Source organism: Paenibacillus taichungensis, from assembly GCF_050994985.1.
Lineage (GTDB): Bacteria > Bacillota > Bacilli > Paenibacillales > Paenibacillaceae > Paenibacillus > Paenibacillus taichungensis.
Genome location: NZ_CP194720.1, coordinates 630,542 through 651,266, shown reverse-complemented (window position 1 = coordinate 651,266; position 20,725 = coordinate 630,542). Strand labels below are relative to the sequence as shown.

General features: G+C 47.3%; 15 protein-coding genes and 2 riboswitches. Of the genes, 5 read left to right on the top strand and 10 right to left on the bottom strand.

Features of this window, described 5'->3' with window-relative positions; all coding sequences use genetic code 11:
* Window positions 1-3 precede the first annotated feature (3 nt).
* Both ACR1R9_RS03030 and ACR1R9_RS03025 read right to left on the bottom strand, forming a co-directional pair.
* Complete coding sequence (locus tag ACR1R9_RS03030) at window positions 4-957, bottom strand: ABC transporter permease (protein WP_063566889.1); 954 nt, start codon at window positions 955-957, stop codon at window positions 4-6.
* A 283-nt stretch (window positions 958-1,240) separates the two neighbouring features.
* The gene (locus ACR1R9_RS03025; RefSeq protein WP_433948824.1) at window positions 1,241-3,577 is read right to left on the bottom strand and encodes a helix-turn-helix domain-containing protein; all 2,337 of its coding nucleotides are present in this window, start codon (window positions 3,575-3,577) and stop codon (window positions 1,241-1,243) included.
* Between the two features lie 570 nt (window positions 3,578-4,147).
* Between ACR1R9_RS03025 and ACR1R9_RS03020 the strand changes: the two genes are divergently transcribed.
* Window positions 4,148-6,157, top strand: a complete 2,010-nt coding sequence (locus ACR1R9_RS03020) for an endonuclease MutS2 (RefSeq protein WP_433921794.1) — start codon at window positions 4,148-4,150, stop codon at window positions 6,155-6,157.
* Between the two features lie 92 nt (window positions 6,158-6,249).
* Window positions 6,250-6,498, top strand: coding sequence for a cysteine-rich CWC family protein (locus ACR1R9_RS03015; RefSeq protein WP_099856835.1), 249 nt, complete (start codon window positions 6,250-6,252; stop codon window positions 6,496-6,498).
* A gap of 52 nt (window positions 6,499-6,550) precedes the next feature.
* Here ACR1R9_RS03015 and ACR1R9_RS03010 read toward each other — a convergent pair whose 3' ends face one another.
* The 5 genes from ACR1R9_RS03010 to gcvH all read right to left on the bottom strand — a co-directional run bounded on the left by ACR1R9_RS03010 (window position 6,551) and on the right by gcvH (window position 12,664).
* On the bottom strand, window positions 6,551-7,702 hold the full coding sequence (locus tag ACR1R9_RS03010) for a mannitol-1-phosphate 5-dehydrogenase (protein ID WP_076287796.1): 1,152 nt from the start codon (window positions 7,700-7,702) through the stop codon (window positions 6,551-6,553).
* Window positions 7,699-8,133 (bottom strand): PTS sugar transporter subunit IIA, encoded by a 435-nt coding sequence (locus ACR1R9_RS03005; protein ID WP_024633110.1) that lies wholly within the window; start codon window positions 8,131-8,133, stop codon window positions 7,699-7,701. The genes ACR1R9_RS03010 and ACR1R9_RS03005 overlap by 4 nt, the downstream gene beginning before the upstream one ends.
* Window positions 8,130-10,235, bottom strand: a complete 2,106-nt coding sequence (locus tag ACR1R9_RS03000; protein ID WP_433921795.1) for a BglG family transcription antiterminator — start codon at window positions 10,233-10,235, stop codon at window positions 8,130-8,132. Before ACR1R9_RS03000 ends, ACR1R9_RS03005 begins: the two co-directional genes overlap by 4 nt.
* Window positions 10,235-11,704, bottom strand: coding sequence for a PTS mannitol transporter subunit IICB (locus ACR1R9_RS02995; protein ID WP_163757572.1), 1,470 nt, complete (start codon window positions 11,702-11,704; stop codon window positions 10,235-10,237). Before ACR1R9_RS02995 ends, ACR1R9_RS03000 begins: the two co-directional genes overlap by 1 nt.
* 570 nt (window positions 11,705-12,274) lie before the next feature.
* A complete protein-coding gene (gene gcvH / locus ACR1R9_RS02990) occupies window positions 12,275-12,664 on the bottom strand; it encodes a glycine cleavage system protein GcvH (RefSeq protein WP_063566882.1) in 390 nt (129 codons plus the stop codon).
* Window positions 12,665-13,011: 347 nt separating this feature from the next.
* Window positions 13,012-13,134, top strand: a riboswitch (glycine riboswitch).
* Window positions 13,135-13,137: 3 nt separating this feature from the next.
* Window positions 13,138-13,238: riboswitch (glycine riboswitch) on the top strand.
* A 197-nt stretch (window positions 13,239-13,435) separates the two neighbouring features.
* Between gcvH and gcvT the strand changes: the two genes are divergently transcribed.
* The 3 genes from gcvT to gcvPB all read left to right on the top strand — a co-directional run bounded on the left by gcvT (window position 13,436) and on the right by gcvPB (window position 17,504).
* Window positions 13,436-14,572, top strand: coding sequence for a glycine cleavage system aminomethyltransferase GcvT (gene gcvT / locus ACR1R9_RS02985; protein ID WP_433921796.1), 1,137 nt, complete (start codon window positions 13,436-13,438; stop codon window positions 14,570-14,572).
* A complete protein-coding gene (gcvPA, locus tag ACR1R9_RS02980) occupies window positions 14,569-15,924 on the top strand; it encodes an aminomethyl-transferring glycine dehydrogenase subunit GcvPA (RefSeq protein ID WP_433921797.1) in 1,356 nt (451 codons plus the stop codon). Before gcvT ends, gcvPA begins: the two co-directional genes overlap by 4 nt.
* Before the next feature lie 140 nt (window positions 15,925-16,064).
* Complete coding sequence (gene gcvPB / locus ACR1R9_RS02975; protein WP_433923762.1) at window positions 16,065-17,504, top strand: aminomethyl-transferring glycine dehydrogenase subunit GcvPB; 1,440 nt, start codon at window positions 16,065-16,067, stop codon at window positions 17,502-17,504.
* A gap of 202 nt (window positions 17,505-17,706) precedes the next feature.
* Here gcvPB and ACR1R9_RS02970 read toward each other — a convergent pair whose 3' ends face one another.
* The 3 genes from ACR1R9_RS02970 to ACR1R9_RS02960 are packed head-to-tail and all read right to left on the bottom strand — an operon-like array spanning window position 17,707 to window position 20,662.
* Window positions 17,707-18,489 (bottom strand): hypothetical protein, encoded by a 783-nt coding sequence (locus ACR1R9_RS02970; protein ID WP_433921798.1) that lies wholly within the window; start codon window positions 18,487-18,489, stop codon window positions 17,707-17,709.
* On the bottom strand, window positions 18,486-19,466 hold the full coding sequence (locus tag ACR1R9_RS02965; RefSeq protein ID WP_433921799.1) for an ABC transporter substrate-binding protein: 981 nt from the start codon (window positions 19,464-19,466) through the stop codon (window positions 18,486-18,488). Before ACR1R9_RS02965 ends, ACR1R9_RS02970 begins: the two co-directional genes overlap by 4 nt.
* A 26-nt stretch (window positions 19,467-19,492) precedes the next feature.
* A complete protein-coding gene (locus ACR1R9_RS02960) occupies window positions 19,493-20,662 on the bottom strand; it encodes an alpha/beta hydrolase family protein (protein WP_433921800.1) in 1,170 nt (389 codons plus the stop codon).
* Window positions 20,663-20,725 lie beyond the last annotated feature (63 nt).

The window sequence follows — 20,725 nt, the reverse complement described above, 5'->3', positions numbered from 1 at the left end:
GCGTTAGTAGACGCCTTCCTCCCCGAATTTTTTGGCCATCGTATTAGCACCCAGTACAAGCGCCAGTCCGACCACCGACTTGAACAAACCAACAGCAGCACTATAGCTGTACTGTGCCTGTGTGAGACCTTTGGTGTAGACGTAGGTATCAAATACCTCACCCACATCCCGGTTCGTCGGCGTCAGCATCAGGAAGATCTGTTCAAAGCCTGTATCCAGGAAGTTACCCAGACGCAGAATGAGCAAAATAATGATCGTACTACGAATGGCAGGCAGCGTAATATGCCAAGTCTGGCGCCAACGATTGGCACCATCCATCCGTGCAGCTTCATAGAGCTGTGTATCTACACCGGAAAGTGCCGCCAGGAAAATAATTGTGCCCCAGCCTACCTCTTTCCAGATGGATTGTCCAACAATCATCGTTCGAAACCAGCCAGGCTCAAGCAGGAAAGCCACTTTTTGCCCCGTCAGGTTATAAAGTAATTCGTTAATAGCTCCACCCTCGGTTGTGAACAGCATGTAGAACACACCAACCACAACAACCCAGGAAACAAAGTGCGGAACATATACCAGCGTCTGTACAAATCGTTTGAACCGTTCACGGCGAACTTCATTCATCATAAGTGCCAATACAATTGGCAGCGGGAAGAAGAACACCATATTATAAATCGCTAGCAAAAACGTATTCCGGAACAAGGTCCAGAACTGCGGTTCCCCGAAGAAACGCTGGAAGTGCTTGAACCCTACCCAGTCACTGCCCAGAATGCCCTTGTATGGCGTGTAATCCTGAAAAGCCATCGTAATGCCGTACATGGGTATGTATTTGAAAATAACAAAGTAGAGCACGCCCGGTATCAACATAATATAGAGCCACCGGTTTTTGATGATGTCCCTCCACAGCAGGTTTTTGTCACTGCGGGTAGCGGGTCGTGTTCGAGCCGCCGTTTCGGCTTTCATAGTGTCTTCCTCCCCACGTTGGAAACGATTACAAAATATCACTTCCTGAATTCATGTCTTCATTGTGGAGGATAAACGGGTAACTGGCTATCGTCTCGTTTTAGCTTCTTGTTTTCCCTTATGCAGCAAGGGTTTAAGGCATTGGTAACTCTGGATCGCTTCCCTGAATGAACCACATTTAACCTTCGATATTCCCGTCTTAACTCTGCTCCGAACACAGAACAAAGAATGGCCCAAAAACAAAGAAAAACCTGCCTGCCATGGCAGGCAGAGCAGGTTGCTTTTATCGCTGCTGCTCCCGGTATTTTCCGGGGGTAGTTCCCGTAATTTTACGAAATGTACGGATAAAAGCGGTAGGGTTCGTGTAATTGAGTTTCTCGGCAATCTCCGATATTTTCAGGTTGGTCGTCTGCAGCCAGGTCTTGGCTTTTTCCATCCGGTATTCGGCAAGGTATTCTGTAAAGTTCACGCCAGCCTCCTTCTTGAACACACGGCTCAGATAGACTGGATGAAAATTCAGTTCTTCTGCGCAAGCTTCCAGCGACAATTCGCGATCATATCGCTCCTCGATCAGCCGAATCATGCGCCGGGCAATATTCAAATATTGAGACTCTTCCTGTTCGCGCCAGAATCGAATGACGGGTTGAAATAAACATTTGCGGAACCAGTTCGTCATTTCATCCAATGTGGACAACTTCAGCAATCGAGCCATGGAGGCCTTTTCACCCAATACTTCCGCAACATTCCCACCCTGCTCCTGTACAAGCTGATACACACGGGACAACAGTTGAACCATGATAACCGGGTATTCGCTGAAGTGTAGCTTCTTGTCTGCGAGCAGACTGAGGTATTGCTTAAAGTACGCATCGGTTTTCTCCTCGTCCCCTTGCTTGAGTGCAGAAGCTAACTGGTCCTCAATCATCCTGAGCTGTGTATATAACGCTGCCTCCGTCTGTCCGCGCGGCTGAATATCCTCGTAATGCAAAATAATACGGCTGCCCAGACTTACCCTACCTTGCAGAGCCTCACGACTCTCCTGGTAAGCCCGTGGCGAATCACCTATTGCAGAATAGGAACGACTAATACCGATACTTACAGGCAGATTCAGATAGGTCACGACCCGCTCACGGATCATTTCCGCTTGAGTGTGCATCCACTCTTTTAGTTGTACTTCATCATCCAACACGGATGCCAATACCGTAACTTGGGCGTCATCAACCATAACAGGTGCAAACCGAATCTCAGAGGGCAGCAGTTCAGCGACCATATTGTTTAACGCGAACAGCAGCAGATCCCGGTCCTGCTCTTCATACCTTGTCCCTTCAAGGGTGTCAATTTGAAGTGTAAGTACCCCAAGTCTAGCCCATGAGGCTGGAAAATCGTATAACTGACCCTGATATCTGAAGTCATCTTCCGATATTTTGCCTGTAAGCAGTTTGGTCATAAAAAATTCCTGCAAATGAACATGCTGGCCCTTCATCTGCTCACGCATCGTTTTCTCCGAACTGAACAAAGTCGATAATTGCTCTTCAATGTATATAAATTCATCCTGACGGCGTCCCGACGGAGCCATTGGAGAATCCAGTCCTTTCGTAAACTGCAGAAGTCTGGAAATGGGAGAGTACATCTTGCGACTGCCATAAAAGGCTACTAGTCCCGTTAAACATAACATGACCAGCGTAGCCACACCTGTAACCAATGCAATTTTCTGCGACTGGGCGGTTATCTGACTCAGCGATACAACAGATACATACAACCAGCCATTAAGTGGGGACTGCCTGTAGCTAACCGCCACCTGGCTTCCTTCCACCTCTGCGCTGAAAAAACCCTCCGACTGTCCCGTCGTTTGTACCTTTTCGTGGATTTCCTGATTCAGCGTGTCGTATTTCCCGTCTTGTTCTGTATCGTTGAGAAAATATTTCTGCTCCCGATCAAGGACGTACATATCCCCTGAATTCGGATTTCGACTTAGAAATGTACTTAGCTCTGTATCGGCTATGTCTATAACCAGAAACCCCTTTGGTTTCACATTCGTTGGTATCATCGGAATCTTGAATACCATGCTGACCACATTGTCGGATGAAATAAGGGTAGGCGCTTGTTCTTGTGCCGCTTCACCGACTCCGGCCGATACCGGTATACTTTCTTTGGTTGAACTCACATTTTGCGTCACCCAAAACAGGCTGTTTGTATATTTCAAATAGGAACCAATCCGGTCCCGAATACTGAAATCATCCAATTTTCCGAAAGATCGCATCGATACAACCCAGTCTTCATCCAGATTCACGAGATAAGCCTGATCGATATTTGTAACCGATTGCAAATTATTAAATCCGGAAGTCAGATCTCGAATTTCCTGAAATTCGCTGCTGTCCAGCGGTTTTTTCATCGCTTGTAATACCAGTGGAGAATTCACATACTGGATGGACGATAATTGCAGGCTGCGCAATACTTGCTCTACCCGCATTTGGGTCTGATGCAGAATCTGCAAATTACTCTCCCGCACCTTCTGCTCAATGTCACTTGAGGCAATAGAATAGGAGACCGAACCAATAACAATGACCGGAAGGGCTCCGAGTATCATGGTAAAACAGAGCAAACGCAGCAGGTATTTAGGCAAAAAGAGCATCCTCCTTTGTGCATTTTGCGTGATTTAAACGAGAACGATTTCGGAATCACTTCCCGTACTTATGCAAAACGTATGTATAATATCGCTTTCATTGGATTAATTTACTATTGTTATTTTAAAACCCATTGTTATTCAAGTCCACTATTTATTATTGAAGGTTGACTTCAAAGCAATTTCCAGTTTATATTAGTTGCATATTCCTCAATCAAAGGAGAGATTTTGATGTCGGTGAGCGTTCTTAACTAACAAGTTTCATATTCAGGAGTTTGGCCTTCGATTCACTTGTGCCTTGTGGCATACGTGTATTTCATGATGCGCCATTACCCTGTACTTAGTTAAGAACAGCGGATATCATAAATCGCCTCCGGGATTGTACGTGTCCGGGTCTATTTCCGCGCTGTGTTCAGCGTGGATTTTTTTGTATAGACCTATAACGGGCCCTACTTTCCCGTACGTTAAGGGCGGAGAATGACGTTTGTTCATTCTCCGCCCTTTTTGCGTTTTTCGGGAATATATTCGCTTTAACCGAAATTCCATTTTATATCCAAGGAGAGATCAAGCATGAATGAAAAAACGTTAACCAGTCTGGGTTATCCCCAAATTCAAAAAAACGTTGCAGCCTGTGCCCTATCTTATTTGGGCAAACGTTATGCAAGAGACATGAAGCCAATGGTGGACGCTTCTCTGATTCAAATGCGTCTGGAAGAGACCGCTGAAGCGGCAGCTTTGATTCGTAACGGCGCCAGTGTGCCCATTCCATCACTGGATGGCATGGAGACCATTATGGATCTGCTAGGTACCGGTTATTTATTTACGGAACGTGATTTCAGCCATCTCGCCCAATTTCTTCGCAGCTGCGCACAGCTTATGAAATACATGGAGGGCAAATCCGAAGTGGCCCCTACAGTTAGTCGCTACGCTTCATCCATGATATGGATGGAATCCCTGCTGAGTGAGATTGAACGCTGTATCCATAGTGGACGCATTCAGGATCAGGCGAGCAAGGAACTGATACGTATTCGTAAAAAAATGATAGTCAATGAGGAACGTATGAAGCGAAAGCTTGATTCTCTAATAAGCAAACACCGCTCCATCATGCAGGAAAATGTGATCAGTCAACGTGGTGGAAGAACAGTGCTGCCCATTAAGAAAGAATTCCGCAAACACATTAAAGGCAGTGTGCTGGATGAATCGGGAAGTGGCCAAACCGTATATATTGAGCCTGCTGAATTAGTAGGTCTGCAAATGGAGCTGGCTTCACTGCAAGCCGAGGAATCACGGGAGGAGATGAAAATCCTCGGTGACTTAACCTCCCTTGCTGAGTCTTATAATCGTGAAATCGCACTAAACACGGAAACGGTAGGAATTCTGGATTTCCTGTTCGCCAAAGCGAAATATGCGGCGACCATGGACGGACGGACTGTGCGCGTCAATGCCAATGGACGGGTTCGGCTTCATCATGCCCGCCATCCGTTTATGGGTGCATCCATGGTTCCGCTTGATTTTGCAATTGGTCAGACGTATTCCTCACTAATCATTACAGGGCCGAATACGGGTGGCAAAACGGTTGCACTCAAAACACTGGGTCTGCTTACCTTGATGATGCAATCCGGTCTGCTTGTGCCTGTCGATGAAGATGGCGAGATGGCCGTATATCATGAAATTGCTGTGGATATCGGCGATGGACAGAGCCTGGAGCAAGCACTCAGTACCTTTTCTGCACATATTCGCAACATGATTGGCATCCTGGAGCAAGCCGATTCATCGACACTTGTGCTTATTGACGAGATGGCCTCCGGTACCGATCCCGGTGAGGGAGTGGGACTCTCGATCGCCATGCTGGAGGAGCTACACAGCCGTGGAGCTACCGTTATCGCGACAACCCATTTTGGGGAAATCAAACATTTTGCAGCAGCCACGCCTGGATTTGAGAATGCACGAATGGAATTTGATACGGTCTCTCTTCAACCTCTTTATCGATTGCGGATCGGAGAAGCCGGTGACAGCTATGCCTATTCCATTGCACTGAAATTGGGTATGCCACAGCGTATTATTGAGCGCTCCAAGCTCATTTCAGATCAGGGTGTCTCGCAAAGTGTCTCTTCCACCTCCTCTCCATCCGTGCCTAAAGTAAGTTCAACGTCATCGCACATAAACAGCACGGTTGAACAAAAACAATGGAATGAAGCAAGGAACAAGACGAAACCTGTCAGCCCGTCCGTACAAACTGAAACAAAAAAGCAATCAGCTGATCGGCCTGAAACATTAGAACCCGCTTCCCCAGCCAAAGCATTCCGAAAAGGGGATCGCGTCTATGCAGCTTATCTGAACCAGTCAGGCATCGTATGTGATGTGGAGGACAGTCGCGGAAATATCGGAGTCATGCTGCGCGGACGTAAAGTCAAAATTCATAAGAAACGTCTAACTCTGCACATCTCCGCAGATGAACTATATCCGGGTGACTATGACCTCGACATTGTGCTGGAGACCAAAGAGAACCGCAAGAAACGCAAACTGATGAGTCGCAAGCATGTGGAAGGACTGAAGATTGAATTGCCCCCTGAAGAATAACCGGAAATTTTATATAATGGGTTTAGTTGCTATACTTTAATAAACCTATCGATCGTTCGTGGTTAGAAATTCATCGGGGAAGGAAGACTCGTATGTCTGTTGAGCAAGATACAAACAAAGTCACTCCAGAAGTTCTTGTATGTCCTTTGTGTGGGGAGGCCAATGGCTGCTCCTATGCCGCTGGTCGTCCTCATTCAGAATGCTGGTGTAACCGGGCAGTGTTCCCAGAAGGGGTGTTTGACCCCATTCCGGCAGAACAGCGCAGGAAGTCCTGCATCTGCGAGGCATGTCTGGATACGTATAAAAAGAAGACAGAGCAAAATAAAGAGCCCCACAGTTAACCCTGTGAGGCTCTTCTTCTATTGATATAATTTTGTATTGAAATACAGACCATTACTTCTGCAGTTGTTGATAATGCGCTACAGCCTGCTTCAGTACAGGGTGACTCTCATCCATGGACGTATACTGGCTGAGTGCTGCTTCAATCCCTTTTTGCTGGATCGTAGTCTGGAGTTCTACCGCTTCCGGGTCTTCGGAAATGTCAAACTTGCAGGCAGCGGCCATGCCCATTGCCAGATGTGTTGTCTCCGTTCCATACTCGTAAGCCTGGAGAGCCGGGCGAACCAGACGGTCATTCGGGGACAGTTTCCGCAGTGGAGAACGTCCTACACGAGTTACCTCATCCGTCAGATGTGGGTTAACGAACCGTTCCAATATTTTGGCAATGTACATCTGATGATCGTCGGCATTGAATCCAAAACGCTTCACCAAAACTGCTCCGGTTTCCTGCAAGGCACCATATACGATGGATTTGACTTTTTCATCGGCGATAGCCTTCTGAATTGTATCAAACCCGTTCACATATCCAATATAAGCGGCAATACAGTGTCCGGTATTTACGGTAAACAGCTTCCGTTCGATATAAGGCTCCAGATCATCCACATACATTACACCCTCAACCGGTTTGAACGCAGGAGCCATTTGTGAACGGTCTACAACCCATTCATAGAAAGGCTCTACCTGTACATGCAATGGATCTTCATGATGCTGAATCGGCACAATCCGGTCCACGGCAGAGTCTGGGAAATACACATACTGATCCGCAAGCAGGCGAGTCCGCTCATCAAGCAGACCATATACATGTTCTTTCAGCTGAGTGCTGGCTCCAATTGCGTTTTCACAAGCAATGATGTGAAGCGGCTGGAAGACATCACCTGTTCCCAGCCTGGAAGTAAGTCCTTTGGCAATACCGGGAGCAATATGTTTCAGGATGTTCACACCCACTGCGGTTGTGATCAGTTCAGCTTCTGCAACGTTCTGAGCAACGGTATCCAGATTGGTTCCATCGATCGCACTCACACCGGTAACTGTCTCCAGGTCCTTGGCTTCGTTAGCCAGTTCAACCGTGTATTCTCCACGCTGCTCTAGAGCCTTAACCAGCTCCTGGTTAACGTCCGAGAAAACGACATTGTAGCCTGCACGGGACAGAATCAAACCGATAAAGCCACGTCCAATATTACCTGCTCCAAAGTGAAGGGCCTTCATAGTTCCATTTCACTTTCCAAAATAGTGATGACTTCTTCAGCAGTTTGAGCATGACGCAAAGCTTCCATGTTCTCTTCCTCGGCGCAGATGACTGCGATGCTGGTCAAGATCTCCATATGTTCTCCGCCCTGAGCAGCGATACCAATTACCATATACGCTTTCTCTTCCCCAAAATCAACACCTTGCGGGAACTGAATGACCGATATACCAGTGGACAGGATGAATGATTTGGATTCCTTCGTGCCGTGTGGAATCGCAAGTCCGTTACCAACATACGTGGAGACAATCTCTTCACGCTCCAGCATTTTGTCAATGTATTCAGCGGTGATATGTCCCGCGTCTTTCAAAATTTGACCTGCCATACGAATCGCTTCGTATTTATCCTGAGCCGTTGCATTCATGATGACTTTATCTTTAGTTAACACACTCATGTTTGAATACCTCCAATTTCTGTTTTGCTGCGGTAAAATCCCGCAAGTTCTTGGGACAAGTAATGAATAAGATCATCCCGGTTGCCTTTTTCAAGTAATGTGATCATTTCTTCCTGCAACAATAGTGCACTGATCTCACTCAGTACTTCCAAACTTTCCTTCGATAACTGTCTGGGTCCTAGCATCAAGAGCACATGGCTGACACCTGTCGGGTCTTCCGGCGTGCGCAGAAGCGGCTCTGTCAACTGGAACAGCGTGATTGAAGGACTGTGAATGCCATCACTGCGTGTATGAAACAAAGCGAGGGAAGTCCCAGGAATTTTCTGGCTTCCAACCGCTTCACGCTCCTCCAGCAGCCTGGCAATCTCTTCAGGATTATTTAACACACCAGATTGATGTAAAACGCTGCACATGGCATAGGCCGTGTCAAAAAATCCAATCTTCTGATTATCCAGCGGGAACACCTGAAACTTGCCGATAATCTGTACGATTTCAATCAGGGTCGCTTCCAGTCCAACCGGATCGGAAAATCGTCCTGTTGTCCTTGAATCTGCTTCAGGTGGGGGACTATGTTCCCGCTGAAGCGTCGTTGTCCTGATGAAGTGCCTTAAACGTTCACTTTCTTCTGCCGTCAGCAGTGGGCTCACCTTGTAGTATTGATGTTTATCCATTGGCAGATCCACAGTAGAGAGAACCAGATCATATTCCGTCTTTGGTATACGCGCGGCTTCATACCAGGACACACTGTCCACAATCCGAATCTCGGGAATTTCCTTGGACAGTCGGCTCGATAACATCCGTGAAGATCCGATCCCGCTCGTACAAACGACGACAGCCCTGATTTCACGTTTCAGCACCCGCAGTCGTTCAATGGAAGCACCGAAGTGCATCACCAAAAATCCGATCTCTTCATCCGGAACATCCGTATTGGGCCAAGCCTCTCGCACTGCTTGCTTTACATCCTCAAAGAGTGATTCATAATCCTTGCGGATCTGTTGAAGCAGCGGATTACGGATGAGCTGCCGTTCATCCATTCGTTCCAGTACTGGCTCCATATGGGCAATCAGACCTTCACGGAGCAGACGATCCTCATGGAACGAATAATGAGTTTTCTGCTGCATCCGATCTGTGAGGGAACGAACCATGTCAAGTAAGACCAGATCGTCTACGGGCAGCAGACGTGAGGAATGAATCGATTGCTCGATTTCAATCAGCAGCCTGTGAAAATAAGCCTGCTCCTCGCCCACAAACTCCAGCCCAAGCTGGGCAGATAGAACACCGCACAAACGGGAAGCTAAATATTCCGGCACCTTCTGCTCAACATGTAGAGGCATTCCAACGTCTTTTTTGTCTTGTTGAGTGCTTCGACCTATGCCAAAACCTTTGCGAATCCGCACAACGGATACAGACAATTGGATCAGCAGCTTCATGTATTGACGCTCCGGTATATTTTCCAACCACTCAATATCCGGCTGCCATAACGCGTTTTCGACCGTAAGTACATCCTCATGCCCTATCATTTCCAGAAGCTTGCTGCTTACTTTGGATACTCCCTGCTCCGCCTGTCTACCGAACAAATCGGATTCATCCAGATATTCAAGAGCGAGCGCGGAAATAGCCATGCGATGAGCCAACTCACTTCCATTGATCTTGACCCCATATCCACGTCTGCGAACCAACTTCAATCCTGCCAGCTGAATGCGTGGCTCCAGATCGTCCAGATCATTGCTTGCCGTAGATACGGTTACTTTCAGATCTGAGGCCAATGCAAGCAGCTTCACAGGCTCGGATTCATCCAGCAAAATACAAAGCATGAAGAGTTTACGCTCTTCGGGCGTAAACTCCACATATTCGTTAAGCTCAAGTTGTTGACGCAATACGGCCAAATCATCGGAACCGGGATCAATTCGAACCCCGGTTCCCGATTTTTTTTCCAATCTCATGCCAAGGGGCTCAAGCCATTGTTCAATCATCTGCAGCTCTCGATGTACGGTACGAGTGCTTACTTTGACCGCAACAGCTATATCGCCAGCAGTTACTTCATGAGGATGCTCCAGCAGGAACTCCACGATCTCACGCTGTCTCCTTGTAATATTACTCATCAGGAGTCGGATTTGAGGCGCTCCACCAGTGCCTCATATTCAGGACTCTTCAGGAAGTTGTCGATGGAAATATGCTCTGCATTTGGAGCCACGGATTTGGCCCGGTCTGTCAATGTTTTCTGTGTGATGACGATGTCGGCATCTTGTGGAATCTCACTGATCGCCGTGTTGGTTACAGCGACATCCACACCGGCTGCCTTCATTTTCTTCCGGAGAATCGAGGCACCCATGGCACTCGAACCCATACCTGCATCACAGGAGAATACAATTTTATTGATATCCGTTTTTACTGCCGAAGAAGCAATATCGGCTGCACGGTCAGCTTCACGATTGTCTTTATCAACGGTGAGGTTGCCCGTTTTGCCCTGATTTTTCATATCTTTCATACGGTTGGACGCACTGTCCAGATCTTCTTCATCGTTCTTCTGTTTACCCGTTTTGAGCAGTATGGATGCTACGAGGAACGAGATGATCGCAGCTACAGCTACCCCTGCAAACATGCCAAGGTATCCACCCTTAGGTGTTAACAACGAGTAGGCAATGATACTTCCCGGTGACGGTGCTGATACCAAACCAGCTCCGGTTAGCATAAAGGTCAATGTACCCGCTACACCACCAGCCATCGCAGCCAGAATCAGTATCGGTCTCATCAGAATGTAAGGGAAATAAATCTCGTGAATCCCGCCAAAGAAATGGATGATTACAGCACCTGGAGCGGAAGATTTGGCTGATCCGCGACCGAAGAAACAGTATGCCAGCAAAATACCAAGTCCAGGTCCTGGATTGGATTCGAGCATGAATAATACGGATTGACCCAATTCTCTTGCTTGATCCGTAGCAATTGGTGTCAGAATACCATGGTTGATCGCATTGTTCAGGAATAATACTTTTCCTGGCTCAATGATCAGATTGACCAGCGGGAGAAGACCAGCATTCATCAAAGCTTCTACCCCAGCTGATAACACCTTGCTAATCGCTTCAACGAAAGGCCCGATGCCTTTAAGGGCTAGAAGGGCCAAAATCCCACCAATAATACCAGCGGAGAAGTTGTTAACCAGCATCTCAAACCCTGATTTGATTTTGCCATCGACAGCCTTGTCAAACTTCTTAATGACCCAGGCTCCCAACGGTCCGGCTATCATGGCGCCAAGAAACATTGGAATATCACTGCCGACAATAACCCCGATGGTCATGATCGCACCGACTACACCACCACGTTGGCCGTGTACCATGGTACCGCCTGTGTAACCGATAAGCAAAGGCAGCAAATATTTGATCATTGGATCAACCAATAATGCAAAATCTGCGTTAGGGAACCATCCTTTTGGAATGAACAATGCCGTAATCAGACCCCAGGCGATAAAAGCACCCATGTTCGGCATAACCATACCACTTAGGAAACGTCCAAACTTCTGAACGCCAACCCGTATTCCTCCGCTTTTTTCGGACTTTGCGTCCACTGAACTCATACTGAAAACCTCCTCAACATATTAAACCTTGATTCCACTGAATTTTGACAACGATGATCCAGACGAACGAAGGTACAAATCTGCAATAAATCTTAATTTACAACCATATCGTAAATGAAAACGGTATCTTCTACAACGAAATGAAAACCTACTTCCGTCATGAACGTTGATGACAAGATTTAAATTTAAAGGATTGTTCCATATTTAAACCCGTATATTGATCGAAACCTGTTATTCCCTTTCATGTATCATACCCACGAATTGCCCCATTTTAATGACAAATGAAATTGTAAATTTATTCTATTTAAATGAGCTGTTCCTACCTCATTTAGAAATGATGATGAAACATGTTAGATTGATATTTATTTCATCTAATTAGTCTAATTCATCGAGTAACAACGAAAAAGCGCAATGACCTCATCCTGATTCAGATGAGGCAATTGCGCCTAAGTATTCTCCGAATAAGCAATATCACCATTCGGATCTATAATCATCGATTCATTTTATTACCTTAAAAAAACTTTTGCATCAAGCTAAAACTCTATCCAATCGGTGAATTGTACCTTAATATTATTCCGTATGTTTACGATACGCATCCGCGTTCATCAACGTGGAAAGTGCTGCTGTCAGGTCGCCCTCAACACGAATCTCGATCATCCAGCCTTCCTCATATGGAGAGTTGTTAACCAGCTCCGGGGAATCCTGCAATGCATCATTCACAGCAATAATCGTTCCACTGACAGGAGAAAACAAATCCGAAACGGTTTTGACGGATTCAATCGTTCCAATGCCGTCTTCCGCTTTTACATCCGATTCCAGGTCAGGCAATTCCACAAACACAATGTCACCCAGCTGATGCTGCGCGAACTCGGTAATACCAATACGTACGGTATCCTCCCCTACGGTCTGCACCCATTCGTGCTCTTCACTGTACAGGAAATCACTTTTCAATTCGCTCATCGATATCCGCCTCGCTTTTCATTAATGAGTGCATGCGTTTCTTTGACCTTAACCTTTTTCCCAGAACATAGCGTATGATATTTTCGATTCAAATGTCAAGATACCTCACAATTTATTTGTTTTTCTTCCTTATATACCTGTAACTCAAATGCACTCTCCCTACATATAATGGTGAATATTAGAAAAGTAAGCGCACTCTTTATAAATAGACGAACGTTATGAAACGAATTAAAAATATCATTCGGCTTTTTTATTCATTTCTATGATATCGTTCTTGACATCAATAGTCGATTCAGGCTTTAATGAGAGTAGTAAATGTGTTTAATTGGTCTATGCAATACCCGCGGATGAATGTAAAGGGAGAGATTACCCTTGACACCCGAATCAGGGTGTACATGCGGTAACGCCGAAGGAGTAAACCACCGACAAGCGGAGGTGAATCTCTCAGGCAAAAGGACTTTTACGGGACGCAACTCTGGAGAGCATCTAATCGCCCTGTGTGGGCGTTATGATCACCCAAGGGGAAACCTGCTGCATCATGCGGCGGGGTAACTCTCAGGTACCAAGGACAGAGCCTAAGAATACAGCGTGCTTCTGGCATGCCGATTCTTTGGCCTGTCCTTTTCCTTTTTCCCAAAAAAACGAAAACAGGTTATAGAGCGGCGCTGCCTATCGCGTCCTTACCTTACTTTTATAATAAAATATGATGCCAGATTCATTGATCCATGGTTATACACTCGGCCGGTTGACGGCCCATGACGAGGTGATTGGATGTCCGATTTGCTTAGAACCCCACTCTTTCCACTCTATCAGCAATATGAAGGCGTACGATGCATTGATTTTGGTGGCTGGGAGCTCCCGGTACAATTCAGCGGAATTCAGAAAGAGCATGAAGCGGTGCGAGAACGTGCTGGATTATTTGATGTATCCCACATGGGCGAATTCACCGTACAAGGTGAACACGCAGAAGCTTTTTTACAGCACATGACCACTAATGATGTAACAACACTCGTTACCGGTCAGGCCCAATATACGTTAATGTGTTATCCGGATGGTGGCGTGGTCGATGATCTGCTGATTTATAAACTGAAAGACCAGCAATATATGCTGGTGGTTAACGCCTCCAACATCGATAAGGACTGGGCATGGCTGCAACAGCACATGATGCCTGGCGTAACGATGACCAATGATTCGGATCAAACAGCGCTACTTGCTCTGCAAGGTCCGCTGGCAGTAGATATTCTCAGAACGGTGACAGACACGGATGTGTCTTCGATTGAGCCTTTCCGCTTTGTGGCAAATGCGAAGGTATGCGGCGTTACATTGCTGTTATCCCGTACCGGATATACGGGTGAAGATGGCTTTGAGCTCTACGTTCCTGCGGAACAAGCCGCTGCGGTCTGGAACGGATTGATGCAAGCCGGAGAAGCTCACGGACTTGTTCCCACAGGACTGGGTGCCCGGGATACGCTGCGCTTTGAAGCCAAGCTGCCCCTGTATGGACAGGAATTGTCTGCAACTATCTCACCGCTGGAGGCTGGCGTTGGCATGTTTGTGAAGTTAAATGCAGGACCGTTTATCGGACATGAAGCCTTGTTGCAGCAAAAAAATGATGGACCTGCCCGCAAGCTGGTCGGGATCGAAGTACTGGAGCGCGGCATTCCTCGCCCTCATTATCCCATTTACGCCGAAGGTGTGCAGATTGGTGAAGTGACCACAGGGACTCAGTCGCCTACGTTGAAACGTAATCTGGGGCTGGCCTTGATCGACAGCAAATATGCTGCACTAGGTACCCCGCTGGAGATTGAGATTCGTGGCAAGAAACTAAAAGCCGAGGTCGTGAAGACCCCTTTTCATAAACGGACACGTGCGCCAAAGACACCTACTCAAGGAGCTGATCAAGCATGAGCAAGCATCGCTACATTCCCATGACCGAGCAGGATCAGAGTGCCATGTTGGCAACCATCGGCGTGGAAACGATTGAAGATCTGTTCCATGACATTCCACAGGAGATTCGCTATCAGGGTGAACTGCCTGTTTCCTCCAAACTCGATGAATATGCACTGACACGTCATATGTCGAAGCAAGCGGCAGCGAATGCCAACTTCGAGACACACGCCAGTTTCCTGGGTGCAGGTATTTATGATCACCACGTACCTTCCGTCATTAATCATGTCATCTCCCGTTCCGAGTTCTATACCGCCTATACACCTTATCAACCCGAGATCAGCCAAGGAGAATTGCAGGCGATTTTCGAGTTTCAATCCTACATCTGTGAGTTGACAGGTATGGCTGTAGCCAATGCCAGTATGTACGATGGTGCGACTGCATTTGCGGAAGCAGGCAATCTGGCCGCAGCGGCAACCCGCCGCAAACAACTGATTGTGTCACGCACCGTGCACCCTGAATCCCGTCAGGTATTGCAAGCTTATGCTCACGGCCTCAATCTGGAGATTGTTGAGATTGGATATCAAAATGGTGTAACAGACTGGGATGCCCTGCAAGCCGCCGTGTCCGATGACACCGCAGCCGTCATGATCCAGAGCCCGAACTTCTTCGGCGCCGTGGAAAATGTAAAACAGGCCGCAGATCTTGCCCATGCGCACAAGAGCCTGCTCGTGGTCAGCGCCAACCCGCTATCGCTGGGTCTGCTGGAAGCCCCAGGCAAGCTGGGTGCTGACATCGTCGTTGGCGACGCGCAGCCCCTTGGCATCGCCGCATCACTCGGCGGCCCAACATGCGGATATTTCGCGGTATCCCAGGCTCATATGCGCCGGATTCCTGGCCGCATTGTAGGCCAGACAACGGACCGCAACGGCAAGCGTGGTTTTGTACTCACGCTGCAAGCACGGGAACAGCATATTCGCCGGGAAAAGGCGACGTCCAACATCTGTTCCAACCAGGCGTTACTCGCGCTGAGCGCCTCTGTATATATGTCCATTATGGGTAAACAAGGCATGATCGACGTCGCTGATTTGAATTTGCAAAAGAGCCATTATGCCCTTAACACGTTTACCACAATTCCAGGCGTCTCTCTTACGTTTACCGCTCCTACGTTCAATGAGTTTGTTATTCAACTGCCTGAAGGAACAAATGTGGAAGCACTGCAACTGAAATTGCTCGATGCAGGTTTCATTGGCGGCTATGAACTTGGCCGTGATTATCCTGAGCTCGCTGGACATATGCTGATTGCGGTTACTGAACGACGCAGCAAGGAAGAGATCGACGAATTCGCACGTGTATTGGAGGGATCGCTGTGACTCAGGAAACGACAACAAAGACAACGACGACATCAGCACAAGGACAATCGGAAACGGTAACCTCTATCTCCACTTCGGGCCAACCTGAAACTAACACAACAGTTACTGATCAAGCTGCCTCTCCAGCACCGGAGCAATCGTTGATTTTTGAACTCAGCAGTCCGGGTCGGGTCGCTTATTCCTTGCCTGAATGCGACGTTCCCCGTCAAGCTGTGGATTCCCTGATTCCCCGGGAAATGCTTCGGTCGGAAGCAGCAGCATTGCCTGAGGTTTTTGAAGTTGACGTCATTCGCCATTACACTGCCCTGTCTCGTCGTAATTTCGGGGTAGATAATGGATTCTATCCGCTGGGCTCTTGTACGATGAAATATAATCCGAAGATTAATGAGGATGTGGCCCGTTACAACGGATTCGCCAAAATTCATCCCTATCAGCATGAATCCAGCATTCAAGGTGCACTTGAGCTGCTCTACACGTTGCAAAATGATCTTGCCGGACTAACCGGTATGGATGCCGTTACGCTGCAACCGGCCGCTGGTGCACATGGCGAATGGACCGGGCTCATGATGATCCGTGCCTACCACGAAGGTCATGGTGAACAGCGCACAAAAGTTATCGTACCGGACTCTTCTCACGGGACCAACCCAGCAAGTGCAACCGTAGCAGGTTTCGAAACGGTAACGATCCCTTCCCGCGCAGACGGGCTGGTGGATCTGGACGCACTTCGCGCAGCTGTTGGCTCGGACACCGCAGCGCTCATGCTGACCAACCCGAACACACTCGGACTCTTTGAAAAAGACATTCAGGAAATTGCCTCCATTGTGCACCAGGCAGGTGGCCTGCTGTACTACGATGGAGCCAACTCCAATGCCATTATGGGCATCACACGACCTGGCGATATGGGCTTTGACGTGGTGCATCTGAATTTGCACAAAACAATGAGTACTCCTCACGGCGGAGGTGGACCTGGTGCCGGCCCGGTTGGCGTGAAGAGCCGCTTGATTCCATTTCTGCCAAAACCGATGGTCATCAAGAATGATGAGGGCATATATGCGTTGGATCGCGAAGGTGATCAATCCATTGGCCGGGTCAAAGCTTACTATGGTAACTTCGGAATTCTGGTCCGCGCCTATGCCTACATTCGTACTTATGGACCTGAAGGCTTACGACGGGTATCTGAATGTGCGGTGCTCAACGCCAACTACATGATGGCTCGTCTCGCACCTTACTACGAGATTCCGTATCCAGGCGTTTGTAAACATGAATTCGTTATGTCTGGTCGGGGGTTGAAGCAGTATGGTGTACGTACACTGGATGTTGCCAAACGATTGCTTGATTTTGGGTATCACCCGCCAACTGTGTACTTCCCGCTGAACGTTGAGGAGTGCATCATGATCGAACCAACGGAAACCGAGAGCAAAGAAACACTTGATGGGTTCATCGATACGATGATTCGCATTGCCAAGGAAGCAGAAGAGACACCTGAATTAGTACTCAATGCCCCTTATGGCACACCGGTTACCCGTCTGGATGAAACAACAGCTGCCCGTAAACCTGTATTGAACTGTGCTTGCAGTTAAAAGCTAACCTAATAAACTTGCATTTGATACCTGCAACGACATCCGAACTAAGTTATGATCCCAGGACTGGCACGATAAGATCATTACAATATTCTGTCGTTGATAATCAGTAATAAATGCCACAAACAGCCGCATTTTGCTTTCTGCGCGGCTGTTTTTCTTATTGCTTATTAACCTGTCAGCTTTATTTTATCTTCCCGGTTTAGGGCTTCCAATTGGCCCGTTCCTTCTTGCCCAATCGCGGACAGGTGTAACAATAGGAGCGACCTTGTCGTAAATATTGCAGGCAACAGACATTTTTGATCGCAAGTCTCTTCGAAGGCTCCAGCGGATGATCAATCATCCGCACCCTGACATGAAGCGGATTCTTGGGCAGACCAAAAACATCAGCTTCCAGACCATTTTGCACCACCTGTTCATCAGCGGCAAATCGACGCAAGAGAGCCTCCACGTCTTGATACGTATTATGGATATTCTCCCTGTAGTTTTGCAGAGCCGTTGGCAACTGCCCCCACAACATGCTTACATGCAACCCGGAAGCTTGGGACAAACACTCCATAAGGGGACGTGCAGTCTGACTGTAAAAACGTCTTAATTCTGCTTCAAGCCAGACCGTTCTTTCCTCCGAATCCTTCGGAGCGAGAATGACATTCATTTTCTCAAGTTGAAAAGCAATTCGTGTATATCCGGTTTCCTTCATCAAATGTATACTCAGATTGGCTAGCGAGAAATTCGGAGCTGCATCATGGACGGATAAGGTATATTGCAGCGCAGCTGCCACATCACCGAACCAAATGGTGAAGTAGGCTGCGGCAACCGCTAGATCCTGTCCCTCGATTAACTGTTGATAGGCGGACAAAAAGCTTCTCATTGCCTCCGGATCAACAATAGATTCTCCACATAGCGATGCCACGGGTACACCATTCAGTTCCTGTACAAGATTAAAGTGTTTGCCCAGTTCCTCACAAATCCGGTCATTCATCATTCGCCGAACAAACGATTCAGGTCATCCAGCATGGAAGTAGCCGCATTGGGTCCATACCCGCCAAACCACGAATCTGAAGCCACCTGGAATACCTGATTATTTTTAACAGCCTTCATGTTTTTCCAAATCCCCAAGGTCTGCAGATTGTTATAGATTTCTTCATTATCATTAATAAGGATAATATAATCCGGATCGATTTCTGGCAGCTTTTCATTAGACAACACTTCATAGCGACTTTCAGCACTTGTCACTGGGAAAACAGCCGGTCTGGAGAAACCGAAATCATCATAAAGCCACTTGTAGTCCATGTCTCCGTAATACCGAATATCATTTCTTATCCGCAATACCATCAGTGTCTTACCCTCTGCTTTGGCGTGAACCTTCTGGATCGCCTCAGCTTTATGCGTTTCATAGGTATTTATCACTTCTTCTGCCTTTTCGTTCAGACCAAAGGCCGCCGCGGTAGCTCGAAATGCCGTCTGCCAATCTGGTGCCACATATCCATTCTCAAGCATGGCCGTTGGAGCAATTTTGGCATAATTCTCGAATTGCTCTTTGCTGTTCGTATCTGTCACAATCAGATCTGGTCCAAGAGAGAGCATTTTCTCTGCACTGACCTTACCTTGATCACCGATGATAGCCACATCATTCAAGAATGGCTTCAAATATAACGGAAAATCTTCGTTCTGTGATTTCACCGTAGCTTTTGGTGTCATGCCAAGTGCAATCAGATGATCCGTCAAATATGTCACTGTAGAAGCAATGTTTTCTGGCTTTTGCGGTAATGTCTGCTCACCATTTGTATCCTTAAATGTAAATGTGGCATCTTGGGACTCATCCGATGCCGCTTGTTCCTGTTTCGTCGGTTCTGCCTCAGACGAACCTGACTTCTCTTTGTTGCCACAAGCCACAATTAATAATAACACCGCAAGCAAAACTGCTGTTAAAGTGAAATAGCGTTGATTTCGTTGTTTCATGTTCTACAAATCCCCTTATTCATTCGTTATTCTTTTATTTTGTTTTCTGCGATTCTCTCATTTTTCATTACACGTGTGCTTGTGATCCAGCCCATTTCATTTCTTAGATTCATAAAAAACAAACTCCCATGCTGTGGAAGACGTATGAACGCCTTGCAGTTCGCCCTATCCAACGAAGCGGGAATAGACTCCCATCTTGCGGTTCTCCAATTATGATCATCCACGCACCAATAAAGATTGGCCTCTAGGACAGGAAGGCATGAATCATACCGAACGACAAACCAACCGTCCTCGTGCTTCTCCTCACATATTTCAATAAGCGCAGGTTTCACTTTAACCATGCTGTCCGCAAAAGCGAAGACCTCCTCGCATGCCCATGCCTCCTTATAAGAATGCCCGAGACCCGGGTGAAGGCTTAGTCTGCTGTTGTTGTTGTTAGGATGGCACTCCAGATGCTGTTCATAAGACTTATTAAATATGCTCAACGGAAAATGGGTATCATTACTACCGTTAAGCCATAACATCGGCAAGCGGCTTTCAGACAGATAAGTGGATGGATCCCACAATAGACGAATACGTTCTGCCTCTGCCTCCGGCATCGATGCAAAGCTAAGCCCATAATAGGAACCCGGTTCATGCAGATACCCACAGCCATAAACGGGCATGGCAAAAGAAAGCCTGGTGTCTAACCCCGCAACCAAACTTGTGATGATGCCTCCCCATGAAATTCCTGTTATACCTATACACTGCTTGTCTACACCCTGAAAAGAGCGGAGCAATGAATGAGCCAATATTACAGCGGCTACGGCATGATACATCCATTGATCTTCAACAGGCTGTTCGTAATCTGCAAATACACCCTGTTTCTCGGGACCACTCCATGAATGTGAAGGCCATTCCATCCGTTCGGTGTGCTCCTCATCCCCGAATGGAACATGCCCTTCCAGATCCACGGCTATCGCAGCATACCCTCGTGCCATCCATTCTTTCACCCAACTGCTAAAAGCTGTTCCCGCACCACCGTGAACCAGAATCACCGCGGGAACTACCTCGTTAGGAGAGACCGGACGCGGAATGCCGTAGTAGGCAAATATGCGAGTAGCCCGACCTTTATATGACACACCCTCATAGAAGCAGGCATGTACGCCGGTATGTTGATCTTCTGAAACCGGGTATAATCGAGGTACTTCAAACAATTGCTCCAGATTCCAAGGCGGCTTTCCAGAAATGGAATATCACCTCTTCTTTACACTGATAAT